This window comes from Arthrobacter sp. AOP29-A2-19 (assembly GCF_058138025.1).
The window spans coordinates 2,114,470-2,131,570 of the sequence record NZ_CM176894.1 but is presented as its reverse complement, the minus strand read 5'-3'; the positions used below and the strand labels follow the sequence as shown (position 1 = coordinate 2,131,570).

At 69.4% G+C, this 17,101-nt stretch carries 10 protein-coding genes; 3 read left to right on the top strand and 7 right to left on the bottom strand.

Annotation, left to right across the window (positions count from 1 at the left end; genetic code table 11):
• Window positions 1-20: 20 nt before the first annotated feature.
• The gene (locus tag AC3ZJJ_RS09795) at window positions 21-521 is read right to left on the bottom strand and encodes a DUF2505 domain-containing protein (RefSeq protein WP_489891636.1); all 501 of its coding nucleotides are present in this window, start codon (window positions 519-521) and stop codon (window positions 21-23) included.
• 187 nt (window positions 522-708) lie between these two features.
• Here AC3ZJJ_RS09795 and mfd point away from each other — a divergent pair, with 187 nt between their 5' ends.
• The gene (mfd, locus tag AC3ZJJ_RS09790; protein ID WP_489891635.1) at window positions 709-4,326 is read left to right on the top strand and encodes a transcription-repair coupling factor; all 3,618 of its coding nucleotides are present in this window, start codon (window positions 709-711) and stop codon (window positions 4,324-4,326) included.
• A 97-nt stretch (window positions 4,327-4,423) separates the two neighbouring features.
• Here mfd and AC3ZJJ_RS09785 read toward each other — a convergent pair whose 3' ends face one another.
• The 5 genes from AC3ZJJ_RS09785 to AC3ZJJ_RS09765 form a co-directional block, all read right to left on the bottom strand.
• Entirely contained in the window at window positions 4,424-4,792 is a 369-nt protein-coding gene (locus AC3ZJJ_RS09785) for a YtxH domain-containing protein (protein WP_489891634.1), read from the bottom strand.
• A gap of 189 nt (window positions 4,793-4,981) precedes the next feature.
• A complete protein-coding gene (locus AC3ZJJ_RS09780; RefSeq protein WP_489891633.1) occupies window positions 4,982-5,245 on the bottom strand; it encodes a hypothetical protein in 264 nt (87 codons plus the stop codon).
• A 48-nt stretch (window positions 5,246-5,293) separates the two neighbouring features.
• Entirely contained in the window at window positions 5,294-5,995 is a 702-nt protein-coding gene (deoC, locus tag AC3ZJJ_RS09775; protein ID WP_489891632.1) for a deoxyribose-phosphate aldolase, read from the bottom strand.
• A 48-nt stretch (window positions 5,996-6,043) separates the two neighbouring features.
• Window positions 6,044-7,813: a phospho-sugar mutase gene (locus AC3ZJJ_RS09770; RefSeq protein ID WP_489891631.1), complete on the bottom strand. Its 1,770-nt coding sequence runs from the start codon at window positions 7,811-7,813 to the stop codon at window positions 6,044-6,046.
• A 50-nt stretch (window positions 7,814-7,863) separates the two neighbouring features.
• Window positions 7,864-8,673 carry a purine-nucleoside phosphorylase gene (locus AC3ZJJ_RS09765; protein ID WP_489891630.1) on the bottom strand — a complete coding sequence of 270 codons (810 nt, stop codon included), beginning with the start codon at window positions 8,671-8,673 and terminating at the stop codon, window positions 7,864-7,866.
• A gap of 86 nt (window positions 8,674-8,759) precedes the next feature.
• On the opposite strand from AC3ZJJ_RS09765, the gene AC3ZJJ_RS09760 reads away from it, so the two are divergent.
• Both AC3ZJJ_RS09760 and AC3ZJJ_RS09755 read left to right on the top strand, forming a co-directional pair.
• Window positions 8,760-10,163 carry an NAD(P)H-quinone dehydrogenase gene (locus tag AC3ZJJ_RS09760; RefSeq protein ID WP_489891629.1) on the top strand — a complete coding sequence of 468 codons (1,404 nt, stop codon included), beginning with the start codon at window positions 8,760-8,762 and terminating at the stop codon, window positions 10,161-10,163.
• 113 nt (window positions 10,164-10,276) lie between these two features.
• Window positions 10,277-11,665, top strand: a complete 1,389-nt coding sequence (locus AC3ZJJ_RS09755; protein ID WP_489891628.1) for an MFS transporter — start codon at window positions 10,277-10,279, stop codon at window positions 11,663-11,665.
• A gap of 140 nt (window positions 11,666-11,805) precedes the next feature.
• On the opposite strand, the gene AC3ZJJ_RS09750 is transcribed toward AC3ZJJ_RS09755, so the two are convergent.
• Window positions 11,806-16,854: a peroxidase family protein gene (locus AC3ZJJ_RS09750; RefSeq protein WP_489891627.1), complete on the bottom strand. Its 5,049-nt coding sequence runs from the start codon at window positions 16,852-16,854 to the stop codon at window positions 11,806-11,808.
• Between the last annotated feature and the right edge of the window lie 247 nt (window positions 16,855-17,101).

Here is a 17,101-nt window from a genome sequence, read left to right as displayed (position 1 = left end):
GGTCCGCAGCAGCGTCTGGCCTAGCTGCGGCGGGCGAGCCAGGCCTCGGCCTGGCGGGCCTGCATGCCAAGCGCCTTGCCGAGGAACGGCTCGGCGGCGGAGGCGATCTTGCCGCCGAGGAACGGGATTCCGGACGTCACGTCGCCCGTGAGCTCGATGGTGGTGGAGTCGCCGTGGGCCACCAGTCGCTGGACCGCCTTGACGTCGACGGGGGCGCCGGCCACGTCGACCGTGATGTCCACGGTCCGTCCGCCGTCGGGTGCGGGCGCCGACCAAGACTCGCGCTGGGTGACGTTCAGCGTGTGTCCCACGAACTTTCGCACCATCTCCGGGAGGCGATCCGTGGGGACGGCGCGGACCACCACTGCTTCGAACGCGCCGGAAACGGGGCCGCTGACGGTGAACTCCGTTAGGGTTCCCCCCACTTCGCGACTGACGTGGTCCACGAACTCACGGTCCGCGAACACCTCCGCAACGCGGGCGGCCGGGTAGGGCAGGGTGGTGCTGGCGCTCAGTGCCACGATGGCTCCTTCATCTCGGTGCTTCGGCGGAACGGGCCGATGCCGTGTCCGCTCCCATGCTACGGGCCGCGCACCGGGCCAACCCAACGGTGGCTCGCCGCGTGAACGCGGTAGGCTGGAGCCATACCCCGGTCTCCGCAAGGATCCCGGGTATTTGTGCTGTCCGACGGACCCCGGAAGGAACACCATGGCCCTCTCTGGCCTTCGCGCCGCCCTCGCGGCCGATCCCTCCTACGCGCGCGTGCGCGCCTACGCCTCCAATCCCTTCGCGGCGCGGAGCCAGGACCTGGAGGTCGCGGCCCCGGCGGGACTGCGCGCCGCGCTCGTGGCCGAGGCCGCCGATGGGCTGGGCGCCGGGGGAGACGGAGCGGGCGGCGGCGGCAATGCCGTTGTGCTCGCCGTGACGGCGACCGGGCGCGAGGCCGAGGACCTCGCCGCGGCCCTGCGCTCCTATCTGCCCGACGGCGGCGTCGCCGAGTTCCCCAGCTGGGAGACCCTTCCGCACGAGAGGCTCTCGCCGCGGTCGGACACGGTGGGCCGCCGACTCGACGTCCTGCGCCGCCTCAAGCACCCCGACGGATCGCTGAAGGTGGTGGTGGCACCCATCCGCGCGGTGGTCCAGCCGCTGGTCGAGGGGCTCGGAGACCTGAGGCCCGTGCACCTGAAGACCGGTGAGGAGAAGCCCTTCGGGAACGTGGTGCGCGAGCTGGCGGACGCGGCCTACGCGCGCGTGGACATGGTGACCCACCGTGGCGAGTTCGCCGTCCGCGGCGGCATCCTGGACGTTTTCCCGCCCACGGAGGACCATCCCGTGCGGATCGAGTTCTTCGGCGACGAGGTGGAACAGATGCGCTGGTTCTCCGTCGCGGACCAGCGTTCGCTGTCCGCCGACGGCGAGAGCGGAGCCGGCCCGGTGGAGCTGTTCGCGCCGCCCTGCCGCGAGCTGCTCATCACCCCGTCCGTGATGTCCCGCGCGGCGAAGCTCAAGAGCGCGATGCCCGCGGCGGCGGACATGCTGGAGAAGATTGCGGGAGGCATCGCGGTGGAGGGCATGGAGTCCCTCGCGCCAGTGCTTGTGGACGCGATGGTGCCGTTCTTGGCCCAGCTTCCCACCGACTCGATCGCGGTGGTCATGGAACCGGAACGGGTGCGGGCACGCGCCCACGACCTGGCCGCCACCAACGAGGAGTTCCTCGCGGCCGCGTGGTCGACCGCCTCCGACGGCGGAGCCGCGCCGGTCGACCTGCTGCAGGCGGAGGGCATGTCCGTGTCGCTCGACGCCGGCAACTTCTCCTCGCTGGCCGACACCCGCGCGATCGCGCTGCAGTCCTCGGTGAGCTGGTGGTCCGTCACGTCGCTGGGTCGGGACGACGAACTGGTGCTCGACGTGGACAGCATCACGGTCGGTGCGCGCGAACCGCGCGGCTACCAGGGCGACGTGGCGGAGATGATGGACTTCATCGGCGCCAGGATCCGCGACGACTGGCGGGTCGTGGTGGTCACGGACGGGCCCGGCCCCGCGCAGCGGCTCGCCGAGCTGTTCCACGACGCCGGCATCCCCTGCCACCGCGTGGAGTCGCTCGACGTCCTCCCGCAGGAGGGCCTGATCGAGATCACGACGGCGGTCGCGGGCCGCGGCTTCGTCTTCGACGGCCTCAAGCTGGGCCTGCTGACCGAGGCGGACCTGTTGGGGCGCTCCAGCGCCTACTCGGCGAAGAGCGGGCGCAAGCTGGCCGCCAAGCGCCGCAACGCGGTCGACCCGCTTCAGCTCACCGAGGGCGACTTCGTGGTGCACGAGCAGCACGGCATCGCCCGCTTCGTGGAACTGATGCAGCGCAAGGTGGCCGGCGGCTCCGGTCCGGAATCGATGCGCGAGTACCTGGTGCTGGAGTACGCGCCGTCCAAGCGTGGCGCGCCCGGAGACCGGCTGTTCGTCCCCACCGACCAGCTGGATCAGGTGACACGCTACGTCGGGGGAGAGACGCCGTCGCTGTCCAAGATGGGCGGATCCGACTGGTCCCAGACGAAGTCCAAGGCGCGCCGCGCGGTCAAGGAGATCGCCGGCGAACTGATCCGCCTCTATTCGGCCCGCATGGCCTCCCGCGGGCACGCATTCGCGAAGGACACGCCGTGGCAGCAGGAACTCGAGGAGGCGTTCCCGTTCAACGAGACTCCCGACCAGTTGACCACCATCAACGAGGTGAAGGCGGACATGGAACGGGAGATTCCGATGGACCGCCTCGTCTCGGGCGACGTCGGCTTCGGCAAGACGGAGATCGCGGTCCGCGCGGCGTTCAAGGCGGTGCAGGACGGCAAGCAGGTGGCCGTGCTGGTGCCCACGACCCTGTTGGCCCGCCAACACCACGAGACGTTCGCCGAGCGCTTCTCCGGCTTCCCGGTGCGCGTGAAGTCACTCTCCCGCTTCCAGACCACCAAGGAGGCCAAGGAGGTCATCGAGGGGCTCAAGAACGGTTCCGTGGACGTGGTGATCGGCACCCACCGGCTGCTCTCCAGGGAGGTTCAGTTCAAGGACCTCGGCCTGGTGGTCGTCGACGAGGAACAGCGCTTCGGCGTCGAGCACAAGGAGGCGCTGAAGAAGATGCGCACCGACGTCGACGTCCTGGCCATGTCCGCGACCCCCATTCCCCGCACGCTGGAGATGTCGTTGACCGGCATCAGGGAGACGTCCACGCTCGCCACCCCTCCGGAGGAGCGGCACCCCGTGCTGACCTATGTCGGCGCGTACACGGACAAGCAGGTCACCGCGGCCATCAGGCGCGAACTGATGCGCGAGGGCCAGGTGTTCTTTGTCCACAACAGGGTGTCGTCGATCGACTCCGTGGCGTCCAAGCTGCGCGAGCTGGTGCCGGAGGCCCGGGTGGAGGTGGCCCACGGAAAGATGAGCGAGGCCCGGCTGGAGCAGATCATCGTGGACTTCTGGGAGCGGAAATTCGACGTGCTCGTCTCCACCACGATCATCGAGACCGGCTTGGACATCTCCAATGCCAACACGCTGATCGTGGACCGCGCCGACGCCTACGGCCTTTCCCAGCTCCACCAGCTGCGTGGGCGCGTGGGCCGCGGCCGGGAGCGGGCCTACGCCTACTTCCTGTGGAACGCGGAGAAGCCGCTCGGCGAGGTCGCGCTGGAGCGGCTGAAGGCCGTGGCGGCGCACAACGAGCTCGGCTCCGGGTTCCAGCTGGCCATGAAGGACCTCGAGATCCGTGGTGCCGGCAACCTCCTGGGCGGCGAGCAGTCCGGGCACATCGCCGGGGTGGGGTTCGACCTCTACATCCGGCTGGTGGGCGAGGCCGTCGCGGACTTCAAGGGCGACGCCGAGGAAAAGGTGGCGGACATGAAGATCGAGTTGCCCGTCAACGCGCACCTGCCCCACGACTACGTGCCGGGCGAGCGCCTCCGCCTGGAGGCCTACCGCAAGCTGGCGGCCGCCACGGACAACGAGGGAATCGACGAGGTGGTTGCGGAGCTTGTGGACCGCTATGGCGAGCCGCCGGCACCCGTGGTGAACCTGGTGGAGGTGGCGCGCTTCCGTGTGCGTGCGCGCGCAGCCGGCCTGACCGACGTGGCGCTCCAGGGCAACTTCATCAAGTTCGCGCCGGCCAACCTGCCCGAGTCGCGCGAGATGCGCCTGGTCCGGATGTACAAGGGCGCGCAGCAGAAGCCCGCCCTCAACGCCATCCTGGTGCCAAAGCCGAAGACCGCGGCCATCGGGGGCAGGGACCTGGCGGACGCCCAGATCCTCGAGTGGGCCGGGGGAGTGCTGAAGGCGGTCTTCGAGGACTAGGCGGCCGGACCGGAAAAGCCCGGCACGAAAGAACCCCGGCACCCCGCCAAGGCGGTACCGGGGTTTCTTCGTTCGGCCAGTGGGCCGGCGTTCGACGCTAGTTGCCCGTCGCCGGGCCAGACGGGGTGGCCCCGCCCTCGCTCGACCAGTCCGTCCCGGTTCCCGCCGCGTGCGCGGGGTCGGACACATGGTCCGCCTCGTGGCCGAAGCCGGACGCGGAGTCGGTCTTGCCGGTCGTCTCGCGGACCTTGTGTGCCACGTTCGATGCCGCGGCGCCGACGGCCGCACTGACCTCCGGCGCCTTTTCCTTGATGGTCTCGCCCAGGTTGTTCAGCTTTTCCTGGGTGCGCGGATCCTCCCAGAGTTCACGCGCCTTGACCTTCATCTTGTCGTAGGACTCGCGGCCAGATCGCGTTCCGAAGATGTATCCGGCCGCTGCCCCTGCAAGGAACGTAAAGATTCGCATTCCAGCCCTCCTGTGGTCGTCTGGGCCCTGGACCGGGCCCCGCCAACCACCCTAGCGTCACTCGTGGCGCGTCGCCACGGAAGCGGCGCGCGCATCTGCCGACGGCGAAAGCCCCGCCGAATCGGCGGGGCTTTCGGTTCGTTGCCGCTTCGCGGCGGGGGCGTCGGCCCCGGGTTCGCGGTGCGGGGGCTACTTGGTCCTCACCACGGCCGCGGCCTCGGCGCGCGCGGTTTCCAGGCTGTCCGAACGGCCCAGGATGGTCTGCGGGATGCCGAAGGCAAGCCCGGCGAGAGCCAGGCACACGATGCCCGGGATCCAGGCGTTCTCCAGCGTCCAGAAGGACAGCGCGTAGATGGCGCCGAGGAAGAGGATGAAGAACACCGCGAAGGCAACAAAATTGCCGACAAACTTGCCCTGCCCCGAATAGGCCTTGTTCTTGCCGTCTGAGTACACAGCGTTTCTCCTTGTTAGTGCGCCTGGAAAGCTTCGGCGGTGTCCGCGTCAGTAGCCGGCGGCTCCCTGTTCTCCCTCTACAATAGCAACTCCCGAGCTGGCTCCGAGCCGCGTTGCGCCGGCCTCGATCATGGCCCGCGCGTCCTCCAGCGACCGCACGCCGCCGGAGGCCTTGACGCCGATGCCGGGTCCCACGGTCCGGCGCATCAGCGCGACGTCCTGCACGGTCGCGCCGCCTCCGGCGAACCCGGTGGATGTCTTGACGAAGTCCGCGCCGGCCTCGACGGCGGCCTCGCAGGCGAGGACCTTCTCGTCGTCGTCCAGCAGCGAGGTCTCGATGATGACCTTAAGGATGGCGCCACCCTCGTGGACCGCGGCGGCGACGCCCGCGATGTCGCCGACCAACGCCACGCGGTCCCCGCGCTTGGCCGCCGCGATGTCGATGACCATGTCGATCTCGGCGGCCCCGTCGGCGATGGCGCCGGACGCCTCGAACGCTTTCGACGCCGTTGTGGTCGCGCCGAAGGGGAAGCCGATGACCGAGCAGGTCAGGACTCCCGAGCCGGAGAGCGCCTCCGCGACCGTGGACACCCACAGCGGGTTCACGCAGACGGACTTGAACTTGTACCGCGCCGCCTCCGCGGCGATGCGCAGGACGTCGTCGCGGGAGGCGTCGGGCTTGAGCAGCGTGTGGTCGATGTAGCCGGCGATCTCGGATCCTGCGGGTGCGGTGTTCTGGCTTGCGGCCATCATTTCCTCCTGGGTTCGTGGGGTGTGGTGGGGGGTCTGCCGGGCCGTCTAGAGGCCCAGCGCCTCGCTGACGTCGCCGCGCACGGCCGCCAGCCTTTCGCGGGCGGCGGCCCGGGCTCCGGGCAGCTCGTCGGCGGAGTAGGCGGGGGCCACGACCTCCAGGTAACACTTGAGCTTGGGTTCCGTGCCGCTGGGGCGGACGATCACGCGCGTGTCGTCGGCCGTGAGGAACAGCATGCCGTCCGTCGGGGGAAGCTCGCCGCCCTCCGCGGCGAGGTCCCGGACCTCGACGACCTCCGATCCGCCGAGCAGCTGTGGCGCCTGGGTCCTCAGCCGGCCCATCATGGCGCCGAGCAGGTCCAGCGAGTGCACGCGCACGGAGAGCTGATCGGTCAGGTGAAGGCCATGCACCAGGGCGAGTTCGTCGAGCGCGTCCGGGATGGACCGGCCGGCCGCCTTGAGGCCGGCGGCCAGCTCGGCGACGAGGAGCGCGGCGGACATGCCGTCCTTGTCCCTGACGAGGTGGGGGGCCACGCAGTAGCCCAGCGCCTCCTCGTATCCGTAGGCGAGGCCGGGAACCCGGGAGATCCATTTGAAGCCGGTCAGGGTGGTGCGGTGGCCGATTCCGTGGGCCTCCGCGATGCGCGCGAGCTGGCGCGAGGAGACGATGGAGTTGGCGAACACCGTCTCCGGCTGTCCGGTGACGGCGTCCGCGTCCGCGGCGGAGGTCAGCCGGCCGGCCACGTGCGAGCCGAGCAGCGAGCCGACCTCGTCGCCGCGGAGCATCCGCCAGCCCTCGTCCGGCCATTCGACGGCCACCGCGCAGCGGTCGGCGTCGGGATCGTTGGCGATCACCAGGTCAGCGCCCTCGAGCTGGGCCTGCGCCAGCGCGAGGTCCATGGCGCCGGGCTCCTCCGGGTTGGGGAAGTCCACCGTGGGGAAATCAGGATCGGGCTCGGCCTGCGCGCGGACCACCCGCACGTCGCCGAACCCGGCGGCGTCGAAGATCCGGGACATGGTCTCGCCGCCCACCCCGTGGAGCGGGGTCAGCACGATCTTCAGGTCCCGATGCGGCCAGCGCCCGGCGTCGGCAAGAGCGGCGACGTCGGCCACGTAGCGGGCCTGGACGTCGCCCTCCTCTCCCGCTCCGGGAAGGACGGTCCACCCGGAGTCGGCCAAGGCGATGGAGGAGAGCGGTGCGGTGTGGTCGATGCGTCCCGCGATGTCACGGTCCATGGGAGCCACGATTTGCGCCCCCTGGCCCGCGTCCGCGACGGCCCGGCCGCCGAGGTAGACCTTGTAGCCGTTGTCCTGGGGCGGATTGTGGCTGGCCGTGACCATCACGCCGGCCTCGCAGCCGAGCGCCCGGACGGCCCAGGCGAGCACCGGCGTCGGCAGCATCGCGGGCATCAGGAACGTCTCGATGCCCGCGGCCGTGAAGACCGCCGCCGTGTCCAGCGCGAACACGTCCGAGTTGTGCCGGGCATCGAAGCCGACGACCGCGCGCGGAACATACGCCCCGGAGGCGGTGTGGAGCAGGTAGTCGGCCAGTCCAGCGGCGGTGCGTCGCACCACCGCGCGGTTCATGCGGTTGGGTCCGGCGCCGAGGGCCGCCCGCAGTCCGGCGGTGCCGAACTCGAGGGGGCCGGAGAAGCGGTCGGCGAGGTCCGCGGCGGCGGCGGCGGCTCCGGCGTCGTCCGCCGCGGCCGCGTCCAGCAGGTGGCGCAGCTCTTGTGCGGTGGCCGCGTCGGGATCCTCTTCGATCCAGGTTCCGACGGCGGCGGCGAGGTCGGCGGCCATTTCAGGTGTGGGGTTCATTGCGCTCTTTGCGGTAGCGGTGGCGTAAGGGTTCCGGCGGTCGGGCGCCGCTAGATGCGGTCGACGATGTCCGCGAGGAGCTTGGAGATCCGCGGGCCGGCGGCCTGGCCGGACTCGATGACCTCGGCGTGGCTGAGCGGGACCGGGCTGATGCCCGCGGCAAGGTTGGTCACCAGCGAGATGCCGAAGACCTCCAGGCCCACGTGGCGCGCGGCGATGGCCTCGAGCGCGGTGGACATCCCGACCAGGTCGGCCCCGATGGCCTTCGCGTAGCGGACCTCCGCCGGGGTTTCGTAGTGTGGGCCCGTGAACTGCGCGTAGACGCCCTCGTCCAGGCTCGGGTCCACCTCGCGGGCCACCGCGCGCAGGCGGGAGGAGTAAAGGTCGGTCAGGTCCACGAACGTGGCGCCCTCCAAGGGGGAGGTCGCGGTCAGGTTCAGGTGGTCGCTGATCAGGACCGGTGTCCCCGGCGCCCAGGCCTCGTTGAGGCCCCCGCACCCGTTGGTCAGGACCAGCGTCTTGCACCCCGCGGCGGCGGCCGTGCGCACTCCGTGGACGACGGCGCGCACGCCCTTGCCCTCGTAGTAGTGGGTCCGCGCCCCGAGCACCAGGATGCGCCGGCCGGTGGGGGTCAGGACGGACCTGATGGTTCCGGTGTGCCCCACGACCGCGGGGGGGTGGAAGCCGGGGATCCCGTCCGCGGGCAGTGCGTGGGTGGTCTCGCCGAGCAGCTCCGCGGCCTCGCCCCAGCCGGAGCCGAGGACCAGTGCGGTGTCGTGCCGGGGGACTCCGGTCTGTTCCGCGATGGCGGCGGCGGCCTCGCTGGCCAGGGCAAAGGGATCGTTGTGTAGTTCGGTCACGGGACTAACCTACCGGGCGGGAACGGAGTTGGGCAGAAGCCCTGCCGGTGTGCAAGTTCCTTACGCGTAGTGAAGAATGGTCTCTCGTGACGGCTCAACACGACTTCAGCTCCCATCGGCTCGTAATCCTCGGCGGCGGCCCCGGCGGCTACGAGGCGGCCATCGTGGGCGCCCACCTCGGTGCCCAGGTGACCATCGTCGAACGCGACGGCCTCGGCGGCGCGGCGGTGTTGACCGACGTCGTACCCTCCAAGACCCTGATCGCCACCGCCGACGCGATGCGGCGCGTGACCAACGCCCGCGACTTTGGCGTCCGCACCGGCGACGGGCTGGACGCCTCGGCGGACCTGGGGGTCGTGAACGCCCGACTCCTGGCGCTTGCACGCGACCAGTCCACGGACATCCACACCGGCCTGGAGCGCGCCGGCGTCCGCGTGGTCATCGGCCAGGGACGGCTCGTGGACAACAACACGGTGCACGTGGACCGTGCGGACGGCGCGGAGGAGACGCTGGACGCCGACGCGCTGCTGATCGCCGTCGGGGCCCACCCGCGGGAACTGCCCACCGCCAAGCCGGACGGCGAGCGGATCTTCACGTGGACCCAGGTGTACAACCTCAAGGAGATCCCGGAGCACCTGATCGTCGTCGGCTCCGGCGTCACCGGAGCGGAGTTCGCGTCCGCCTACAACATGCTCGGAGCCAAGGTCACCCTCGTGTCCTCCCGCGACCGGGTGCTCCCGGGCGAGGACGCCGACGCGGCGCAGGTCCTGGAGGACGTGTTCAGGAACAACGGCCTCAACGTGATGGCGAAATCCCGCGCCCAGGGCGTCGAGCGGACCGCCGACGGTGTGCGCGTGACGCTGTCCGACGGTCGGACGATCGACGGCAGCCACTGCCTGATCGCCGTGGGCGGCATCCCGAACACGGACGGTATCGGCCTGGAGAACGCGGGCGTCGCGGTGACCGAAAGCGGGCACATCAAGGTCGACGGCGTCTCGAGGACCACCGCGACCAACGTCTATGCCGCGGGCGACTGCACCGGGGTGTTCGCCCTGGCGTCCGTCGCCGCCATGCAGGGCCGCATCGCCATGGCGCACCTCTTGGGCGACAGCGTGCGGCCCCTCAAGCTCAACGAGGTCTCCTCCAACATCTTCACCAGCCCGGAGATCGCGACCGTCGGCGTCACCGAGCAGCAGGTCGCCGAGGGCAAGTACCAGGCGGACATCATCAAGCTCGACCTCGCCACCAACGCCCGGGCGAAGATGATGAACGTGACCGAGGGGTTCGTCAAGATCATCGCCCGCAAGGGATCGGGGTCCGTCATCGGCGGCGTGGTGGTGGCGCCCCGGGCCTCGGAGCTGATCTTCCCGATCGCGCTCGCGGTCCACAAGCGGTTGCACGTGGACGACATCGCAGAGACCTTCACCGTCTACCCCTCCATCAGCGGATCCGTCTCCGAGGCGGCCCGCAGGCTGCACGTGCACTTGTAGACCCGAACGGGCGCCAGTGGTGTCCAGCATGTGGACGGGGTGTCCATATAGTGGCGGATCGGCCTAATATCTCTAGGCAACGACCCAACCCCTTTCGCAGAGAGACCACCACTGTGTCCACCCCCGCCACCACCTCGGCGCCGAAGCAAAACACGCGCGGGCGCGTGATCTTCGCCAGCCTCATCGGCACAACCATCGAGTTCTACGACTTCTACGCGTACGCGACCGCCTCCGTGCTGGTGTTCCCCGCGCTGTTCTTCCCGAACGCCAGCAACATCAACGCGATCCTGAGCTCCTTCGCGATCTTCGGCGTGGCGTTCGTCGCGCGGCCGCTGGGTTCGATCGTCTTCGGCCACTTCGGCGACAAGTTCGGGCGCAAGGGCACACTGGTGGCCTCGCTGCTGACCATGGGCATCGCGACCTTCCTCATCGGCTTCCTGCCGGCCGCCTCGGGCTCGTTCGTGGTCCTGGCACCGTTGATGCTGGTCATCCTCCGCTTCTGCCAGGGCCTGGCCCTGGGCGGCGAGTGGTCCGGCGCCGCGCTGCTGGCGACCGAGAACGCGCCGGCCAACAAGCGGGCGATCTACGGCACGTTCCCGCAGCTCGGCGCGCCGATCGGATTTATCCTCGCCAACCTGGTCTTTGTTGGCCTGCAGCTGACGCTGTCCGCCGAGGAATTCCAGGCCTGGGGCTGGCGCGTGCCGTTCATCCTCTCCGCCGTCCTGGTCGCGGTTGGCCTCTACATCCGCCTCAAGCTGGTCGAGTCCACGTCCTTCCAGAACGTGGTCAAGGCCAACAAGGTCGCCAAGTCCCCGCTGAAGGACACCTTCAAGTACCACTGGCGCCCCGTCGTCGCCGGCACGTTCATCATGTTCGCCACGTACGTGCTGTTCTACCTGATGACCTCCTTCACGCTGACCTACGGGACCGCGCCGAAGGATCCGGCCGTGGCCGCGGCCGCCGCCGAGAAGGCCGGCAAGTCGTTCGACGCCGCGGCGTTCGTCCCGGGACTGGGCATCGCCCGGACCGAGTTCCTGTGGATGCTTATCCTCGGCGTCGTCTTCTTCGGCATCTTCACCGTGGTCTCAGGACCGCTTGCCGAGCGCTTCGGCCGCCGCAAGTTCCTGCTCGCCGTGTCGCTGGGCATCCTGGTCTTCGGGGCATCCTGGACGCTGATGTTCGGCCCGGGCAAGGGGGCGGCCATGGTCGGCCTGATCGTCGGGTTCACCCTGATGGGCCTGACGTTCGGACCGATGGCGGCCATCCTTCCCGAACTGTTCCCCACCAACGTCCGCTACACGGGTTCGGCTATCGCCTACAACCTCTCCTCGGTGATCGGCGCGGCGCCCGCGTCGTTCGTGGCCATCGCGCTGTGGCAGACCGGCGGCGGCAACACCGTGTGGGTGGGCGTCTACCTGGCCGCGGCCGCCGTCCTCACGCTCATCGCCCTGTGGATGACCGCGGAGACGCGCGACCGCGACTACGAGAACAACCTCGCCTAGGGGTTCCTTTTCCTCATCGTGCCGCCTAGGGGCGGCACGGCGGCACAACGGCGGCGGTCCCTCGAGAGGGGCCGCCGCCGTTGTGCCGCTAGGACCTCGGGGCTGCGGTCGGCGTCGGTGACGACGCCGGCCTCACTCCGCTATTCGGTTGCCGCCGGCGCGTCCGCCGCCGGCGCATGGACGGGTTCGGCGGTGCCCGCCGTCCGCTCGGACGTGAACTGGACCGGCGCCGCGTCCGGGGCGGTGACTGTTGCCACCACCTGGACCGGCGACCCGGCCTCGGTGGCGGTGATGTCGAACTCGCCGGTCGCGTTGCTCTGCGTGGTGAGCGCAATGCGGTTGTCGGCGGGATCGAGGGCGATGACCTGCAGTTCGAACTGGATGCTGGCGTCTGCCGGCACCCCGTCCGTGCCCAGCTCGGTGGAGAGGATGGCGCCCTCGGCCGGGGCGCCGGTGTTGCTGGGGGCGACGGTCACGGGATCGACGTCCAGCGCGGTCGGCGCGGCGCCGGAGACGTCCACCACACCGTCGCTGAACTGAAGTTGCTCCACGTTGCGGAGGTAGTCGGTCCGGACCGTGGGATCGTCCACGCTCGCGACCTGGACAACGCCGTCGGCGAGGACCGTGACCTCGAAGTCGGCCTGCGCCTCGGCGTAGACCACCGTGTCGTTGCCGTTGACTGCCGCGTCGGCGTTCTGCAGCCTCCGCTCGATGGACAGGTCGGCCGGGTTGAGCGTGCGGTTGAACATCCGCGCCTGGTAGGGGGCCATCGAGTTCTGGCGTTCGGTGACCGCTCCCGCGGCGTCCCTCAGGACCACGCTGGTGTCGATCCACGCGTCGCCGTCCACAAAGTTCGTGCCGGCACGCGTCTCGAACACGTCGTTTCCTCCGCCGCCGAAGAGGATGTTGTTGTTCAGGTCCTCTTGGGTCTGGACGTTGTCGTTCAGGAACGGCTGCGCGTAGACGGGCTGTTCGCCGCCGCCGAGGATCTCCCGGAGGCCGTCGACGCGGTCCAGGTGATCTTGGGTCATCCGGTGCCCATAGCCGAGCTTGTTGATCTCCGGATCGTCGAACGCGTCGCGGTTTTGGTTGCCGCGGACCACGTCGTTGCTGTTGAAGCCGGAGAAGCCCTCGACGCCCAGGTACCTGTCTACGATGCCGCCCTCGGTGCCCGGAAGGATCTGGATGACATCCATATCCGCGTTGACCGCGAAGTTGTAGTCCTCGAAGGAGGCCCAGTCGAAGCCAAGCTGGCCACTGAACCGGTCGGTGCCGGGCCCGCCGATCATCACGTCGTCGCCCTCTTCGGCGTCGTAGTCGTTGTTGCCGGTCTTTCCCACGATGACGTCGTGTCCGCCGTGGTACAGGCCGGGATTGTTCTCCATGGTGTTCATGTTGTCGCCGATGAGGAGGTCGGCGTTGGTTCCGCCCTCCACCCAGTCGTTGCCCTCGTTGCCCTGGATGCTGTCGCGACCGGTGGAACCCAGCATAAAGTCGTCGCCGCTTCCGCCGAACATGGTCGAGGCGTCCTGGCCGCCCATCAGGTAGTCCTGGCCCGAGCCGCCGAAGACGAGGTCGTCGATGCCGGGCCCGGCGTTGGCGACGTCGTTGCCGGCTTCGCCCTGGATCCGGTCGCCGTCGCCGAAGATGTCGGTGATGACGTCGTCGCCGTCGCCGCCCATCAGGGCGTCGACCCCGTCGTCGCCCTCGATGCGGTCGTTGCCGGCCTTACCCCAGATGGAGTCGTCGCCGAGTCCGCCGCGGATGGTGCTGTTCAGCGGTGTCGGGGCGTCCGCGTCCTGGATGACGATGTGTTCGGCCCCCGCGTACCGCCAACCGGCCGCGGCGGTTCCGCCGAGCCCCGCCGCGTTCAGTTCGACCTGTGGCTTGTCGAGGTTGAACGTCAGCTGCGGCGCGGCGAAGACATCGTGCGGCACACGCTCGGCCGACGTGTTGCGCAGCACGATCTGCGAGAAGGAGTTCGCCTCCAGCGTCTGGAAGAGCGAGTTGCCGAGGTTCCGCGACAGGTAGTAGAAGCGGTCGCCGTTCTGCAGGTCCTCGAGCTGGTGCTCAAAGACGTAGTTGAACGTGGAACCCAGCATGGCGCCGAAAATGTACGGCTTTTCGGCGAGACCGCCCATCCACAGGTCCACATCGTTGAGGCCGGTATCGGCGGCCGGCGCATTCATGAACGCGGTGTTGGCCGCGAGCGCCGTTCCCGCCGCGCGTTTGGCGGCGAGGGTGTCGGCCCCGGTGACGGTCGGGTGGTTGCCGTAGGCGGCGATGAAGTTGGCGATCGACTCGGGGTTCTTCATCGAGAGCCGGAAGTCCTCCCAGCTGGAGTAGGGCTGCAGCTGCGGGTCCTGGGTGGCGTCGAAGAAGGAAGTGCGCGCTGCCTGCATGGTGGGCACGCCCGCCTCCCTGGCCCGGGCGATGTTGATCGCGGACAGGTCCAGCGGCAGGCCGAGCAGCTTGTTGCGGAGCGTGTCCGTCACGAACTCGTCGATGCCGTTGGCGGTCTGGTTCGCCAGCCCCTTGAGGATTCCGCCGGCCGATTCGTCGGCCGTCAGCGCGGCGCCGTCGGGGCCGGTGGCGAACGCCGTCGGATTGAGGAAGGCGTCCAGTAGAGGCATCTCGGTCACCACGCCGTTCTGCTCCCGGGGAATCGTCTCCCGCAGCATGGAGTGTCCGAACCGGTAGACGGCGTGGGCGAACTCGGCGCGGATCGAGGAGTTCACGTCCGGCTGGTAGGAGTTCTCGGGCAACGCCGTCGGGTCGATGCTCGGCGAGATCCTGCGGCCGAACTCCTCGAAGACCAGGTGCTGGTACTGCATCTCGGTGAAGAAGCGCGCGGCCTGGAACAACCGCTCGCCCTCGTCCCAGAAGCCGTCCGCCGCGTAGCGGTCCCGCAGCGCGGCCGGCATCGTCGCCAGTTCCTCGGCGATCTGCTCCTGCACCCGGTTGTGCTCCGAATGGAAGACGTGGTGCACGGCGGTCAGGCCGATGTTCTCGTTGCCGCGCCCGTCGCCGGTGATGAAGTGCTTGCCGAGCGCCACGTTGTCGTAGCCGGGGATGGTGGGTCCGCCGTTCGGGTCCGGCCGGTCGGCGGCCGGGCTGGCGCCGTGGGCGATGTCGTCCAGGAAGGACGCGTTGGCGGTGAGCCCGTCGGTCGGGATGGGTGCCGCGGTGTTTCCCTCGCGGAGACCGTCCTCGTAGGCGAGCTGTGCCTTGCCGGTCGGGCCGAGGATCAGGTGTCCGTAGGGGTCGGTGGCCAGGAGCGGCACGTCCAGGACGTCGAAGTCGTCGAGTTCGATGCCGAGGACGGTGGCGGCCTGCGCCTGGACGTCGTCCCACGTGGGAAGCCCGCCCGCCGCTCCATTGAGAATCTGCCCGGTGGGCGCCGGCGACCCGTTGGCGTCCAAGGCGTATTCGCGCGTAAACGCCTGGTGGGAGGCGTGCGATCCGTAGGTTTGGTTCTGGTCCACGAACGGGGTGGTGCGGTTGACGTGCTCGCGGCCGTTGCCGTCCGCGCCCGTGTCGATCGTGGCGCGGGTCAGGGTCAGGAAATTGGTCCGTCCGCCCGGTGTGTAGAGCGGGTCGTCGGCCTTCAGCGGGACGACGACGGTGCCGTTGCCGCCCTTGGACACCAGGTCCAGGCCGTGGTCGAAGAACTGCCCGAAGATGGTGAACAGGCTCGTGGCGGAGGCCGAAAGGCCCTCGTCCGTTGCGATGTCCGGGATGAACGTGTTGTTGCTGCTGGCCACCTCGCCGACAGTGGCATCCAAGGTCATCGGGAGGGCAAGCGGGCCGCCGACGATGACGACATTGGCGGGGTCGAGCCTGTCCAGTTCCGCCCGCACGCTGGCCGGCATGACCCCGGTGGTCGGGATCAGCAGGATCGGCGCGCCCTTCGCGCCGGCGACCGGCGCGATGGAGAGGGCGTCCGGGAAGTTCGCGCCCGTGGTGAGGTAGACGGTGTCCACCCCGGGAGCGAAGTTTGCCGCCGAGATCATCGAGGCGGTGTCGTACAGCGTTGTGCCGCCGATCCGGACCGTGTTGGCCCAGCCCGCCTTGAGCTGGGCCTCGACCGCGGCGCTGACGGCGAGCTCGCCGCCGAGGATAACCACCTCGGCCGGCGCGAGCCGCTGGATTTCGGCCAGGACGTTGGCCGGGATGGAAGCCTTGCGGACCAGGAGCACCTGGTGCCCGTCGCGCGCGGCGGGGGCTGCGGCGGCCAGGGCGTCCGGGAAGTTTTCCCCGGTGGCGATGTAGAGGCGTTCGACCGGGTTGGCCGGGCTGGCATCGGGGTTCGCGTACTTGCTGATCTCCACGGCGGTGTCGTAGAGCGAATTGCCCGCCAGGCGGGTGACCGAGCCCGGAACGGTGGTGTACGTGCGCAGCTGCGTCTCCACGGATGCGTTGATGGCCACCGGGCCACCGACAATCACGATGTTGTCCGGGTTCAGCCGATCCAATTCAGCCGCCGTTTCGGTCGGGATCGCGTCAGGCCGGACGAGGACCAGCGGACCTCCGGCCGCCTTGGCCGCGGCTCCCGCCGCCAGCGCATCGGCGTAGTGGTCGATCCGCGCGACGAACACCGTTGGGGCGCCGTTCGGGAAGTTGGTTGTGCTGATGGCCGCCGAGGTGGCGGCCGCGGTGTTGCCGAAGAGACGGGTCGCCGTGACCGGCCTGTCGCTTCCGCCCCCGTTCACCCTGGCGCCAACGGTGGTCGCCGCCGGATTCGTAGAGGTCTGATCGACGATCAGGTTGCTGATGGTGCGCGGCTCCGAGTCGTAGACGAAGGTGTTCGTTGTGCTCTCGTAGCTCGTTGACGTGCCTGCGGCCCTGGGTTCCATGGCGGCCGGCATGCCGGTTGGCACCGGATCCGCGGCGTTGTACTGGGCCGCGACCAGCCGTGGGAACGTCTCCTGGGCGGTTCCGAACCCGTCCTGGCCCGCCATCAGGTTGTTCCACCGGCCATCGACGGTACGCAGACCGTGCGGCAGCTGTGGCTGGCCGACACATGGTGTGCCGTCGGCGTTGAAGTAGGTCTGCGTCGCGACCTCGAACGTTTTGCCGGAACCGCAGAGCGGCGAGGCGTCCGGATCGGTGAGGGTGGCCTTGGCGTGCGCCTCGGCGATGTCAATCTGCTTGATGATGAACTCAAGGTCGCCCTGGGTGACTTGCATGTCCTGTCCGGGCGGTGGAGCGGCCTGCGCCCCTCCGGCCGGGATCAGGGTCCCTGCTGCGACGACGGCGAATCCGGTGGCCAGTGCCCCCAGCCTTCGACCTGTTTTTTGGCGCGAGTGACTACGCATCTGACGTTGCTCCCCAATTTCGTGGCCCGACGCTTAGTCGCCAAATGGGCCCCCCGATTTGCACCGGGTCAATCGGCCTCAACTTCTCCCAACAGCCGAATCCCCCCAGTGCGCCCAG